The organism is Kitasatospora sp. NPDC059722, assembly GCF_042733235.1.
GTDB lineage: Bacteria > Actinomycetota > Actinomycetes > Streptomycetales > Streptomycetaceae > Kitasatospora.
Genome location: NZ_JBHWGD010000078.1, coordinates 1 through 3253 on the forward strand (window position 1 = coordinate 1; position 3253 = coordinate 3253).

General features: G+C 72.4%; 3 protein-coding genes. All 3 read right to left on the reverse strand.

Annotation, left to right across the window (positions count from 1 at the left end):
- Positions 1-104 precede the first annotated feature (104 nt).
- Positions 105-722 (reverse strand): GNAT family N-acetyltransferase, encoded by a 618-nt coding sequence (locus ACFV4F_RS33970; protein WP_380441733.1) that lies wholly within the window; start codon positions 720-722, stop codon positions 105-107.
- A 125-nt stretch (positions 723-847) separates the two neighbouring features.
- Positions 848-1918, reverse strand: coding sequence for a ParB/RepB/Spo0J family partition protein (locus tag ACFV4F_RS33975; RefSeq protein ID WP_380441735.1), 1071 nt, complete (start codon positions 1916-1918; stop codon positions 848-850).
- Entirely contained in the window at positions 1915-2865 is a 951-nt protein-coding gene (locus tag ACFV4F_RS33980) for a ParA family protein (protein WP_380441759.1), read from the reverse strand. Before ACFV4F_RS33980 ends, ACFV4F_RS33975 begins: the two co-directional genes overlap by 4 nt.
- Between the last annotated feature and the right edge of the window lie 388 nt (positions 2866-3253).

Sequence of the window (3253 nt, forward strand, 5' to 3'; positions counted from 1 at the left end):
TACGCCAGCTCGCCCCCCGCGGGGGGCGGCGCGCCCCCGCCCCGCCCCCCCCCCCCCCCGCCTCCGTCGTTTCCGGCACGGCCCCCGGCCGGCGGCGGCCCGGATCAGAACGGCCGCAGAGCCGGCTCCTTGCGGGCGCCGCCGAGCAACCGCTCCAACGCCACTTCCACATCGCCGCGCCAGGACAGCGTGGTCCGCGCCTCCAGCCGCAGCCGCGGGTAGCGGGCGTGCGGCCGGACCGTCTTGAAGCCCACCGCGAGCAGGTGGTCGGCCGGGAGCACGCAGCTCGTCGGCACCCGTCCCGTCGCACCGAAGGCCTCGATCGCGCGCACGCCGCGCCCCACCAGGTCCTTGGCCACCGTCTGCACGAGCACCCGGCCCAGCCCCTGCCGCTGGTAACCCGGCAGCACCCGGCTGACCATCAGCTGGACCGCGTCCGGCGACACCGGACTGGTCGGGAAGGACTGCGAGCGCGGCACGTAGGCCGGCGGCGCGTAGAGCACGAACCCGGCGGGCTGGTCGTCCACGTAGACGATCCGGCCGCAGGAGCCCCACTCCAGCAGCACCGCGGAGATCCACCCCTCCTTCTCCAGCTCGGGCTTGCCGGACTCCACCGCCGCCTTCCCGCTCACCGGGTCCAGCTCCCAGAACACGCAGGAGCGGCAGGTCGTCGGCAGATCCGCGAGGTTGTCCAGCGTCAGCGGAGCGATCCGGCGTCCCATGCCCCGTACCTCCTCGTCCACTCCACAGTCGAGCATTCCCCCCGAACGCCGATGGGTGCATGTTTCACGTGAAACAGCACTCACGCGGAACATGCACCCATCGGGTCACGCCTCTTCGACCGGCCTCAGCCCTGCGACAGCCGCAGTCCGTCCTCGCCCGGGGCCAGGCTGTCCAGGATCCGGTTCAGGTCCTCGACCGAACCGAACTCCAGCACCACCTTGCCCTTGCCGAGCTTGCCGCCGCGCTGCGTCACCTCGACCTTGACCCGGGTGTCGAAGCGGTCCGACAGCCGGCTCGCCAGGTCGTTGAAGGCCGGGGAGTTCAGCTTGCCCGCCTTCGGCGCCTGGCGCTTCGGCTTCTCCTCCAGGCCCATCAGCTTGACGATCTCCTCGGTGGTCCGCACCGAGAGGCCCTCGCGGTTGATCCGCGCGGCCAGCTCCTCCTGCCGCTCCGGGTCCGCCAGGCTCACCAGCGCCTTGGCGTGCCCGGCCGACAGCACCCCGGCGGCCACCCGGCTCTGGACCGCGGGCGGGAGCTTCAGCAGCCGCAGCGTGTTGGTGACGTGCGGACGCGAGCGGCCGATCCGGTCCGCGAGCTCGTCATGGGTGCAGGAGAAGTCCCCCAGCAGCTGGTCGTAGGCGGCCGCCTCCTCCAGCGGGTTCAGCTCCGCCCGGTGCAGGTTCTCCAGGAGGGCGTCCAGCAGCAGCTTGTCGTCCTCGGTGGCCCGGACGATCGCCGGGATCCGGTCCAGCCCCGCCTCCCGGGAGGCGCGCCAACGGCGCTCGCCCATGATCAGCTCGTAGCGCTCCGGCCCGACCTGGCGCACCACGACCGGCTGGAGCAGACCCACCTCCTTGATGGAGGCGACCAGCTCGGCCAGCTTGTCCGGGTCGAAGACATCACGCGGCTGACGCGGGTTGGGCGTGATCCCGTCGATCGGCAGCTCGGCGAAGAATGCCCCGGGCACCGGCGCCGGCTGCTCCCGCAGGCTCTCCACGGCCACCCTGGCGGCCACCGTTCCGCGACCGCCCGGCAGCACCGGCACGGCCGTCGGCGAGACGGCTCCGGTCGCCACCACCGAGGCCGGCCCGGGCACGGCCGTGGCGGGCTGCCCCGCAGCCCCGCCGTCCGTCGGCGCCGCGGGGCCGATCAGCGCCCCGAGCCCCTTACCCAGACCCCTGCGACCACCACTCACTGCTGACCCTCCGTCGTACCGTGCTGTGCCACCGGGGCGCCGTGCCCCGTACCGCTGCCGCTGCGCTGCTGGCCCACCAGTGAGCCCCCGGCCTGGCCCACCGCACGCAGCGCGAGCTCCCGGGCGGCCTCCAGGTAGGAGAGCGCACCGGTGGAACCCGGGTCGTAGGTGAGCACCGTCTGACCGTAGCTGGGCGCCTCCGAGATGCGCACCGAACGCGGGATCGCCGTGCTCAGCACCTCCTGCGGGAAGTGGGTCCGGACCTCGTCGGCCACCTGGGCGGCCAGCCTGGTCCGGGCGTCGTACATGGTGAGCAGGATGGTCGAGACGTGCAGCGAGGGGTTGAGGTGCGCGCGCACCAGCTCGACGTTGCGCAGCAGCTGGCCGAGGCCCTCCAGCGCGTAGTACTCGCACTGGATCGGGATCAGCACCTCCTGGCCGGCCACCAGGGCGTTGACCGTCAGCAGGCCCAGCGAGGGCGGACAGTCGATCAGGATGTAGTCCAGCGGCTGCTCATAGGCGGCGATGGCGCGCTGGAGGCGGCTCTCCCGGGCCACCAGCGACACCAGCTCGATCTCCGCGCCGGCCAGGTCGATGGTGGCGGGGACGCAGAAGAGCCCCTCGACGTCCAGCACCGGCTGCACCACGTCGGCGAGCGGCTTGCCCTCCACGAGGACGTCGTAGATCGACGGCACCTCGGCGTGGTGGTCGATGCCGAGGGCGGTGGAGGCGTTGCCCTGCGGGTCGAGGTCGACGACCAGGACGCGCAGTCCGTGCATCGCGAGCGAGGCGGCCATGTTGACGGTGGTCGTCGTCTTGCCGACCCCGCCCTTCTGGTTGGCGACCACGATCACCCGGGTCGCGGCGGGCCTGGGAAGGCCCTCACCCGCCCGGCCGATCGCCTGGACCGCAGCCTGGGCAGCACGCGCGATGGGCGTGTCATCGATCTGGTCGATGGTCTCCGAGTCCTGCATGGGGGTCAGTGTTTCACGTGAAACCGGAGCGGCAACAGTCGCAGCCCGGCCGCGACTCAGGATTCCGGAGAGCAAGGAGCGACGTTTCACGTGAAACACCATGCCCGCTATGTCGGAAATCTGACGTTGCGACACTCCGGTGACCGTACAGCGGCCCGCTCTTCACCTCAATGACGACGGGCGGGTGGCCCAACCCCAAACAGTTGGGCACCCCCCCCGGGTTGCCGATTTACTTCGGGAACCCCGCGGACCCGCCCCCCCGGGCCCCCCGCCCGGGCGGGTGGGTGACGGATGTGCGCCGAGTACACGGCGACCCGTGCCGGCCCCGGGACCGCCCCCCTCACGCCGCTGGACGGGCCGC

Coding starts and splice junctions, on each gene's coding strand:
- ACFV4F_RS33970 (WP_380441733.1), bottom strand. CDS start 722: ATGGGACGCCGGATCGCTCCGCTGACGCTGGACAACCTCGCGGATCTG.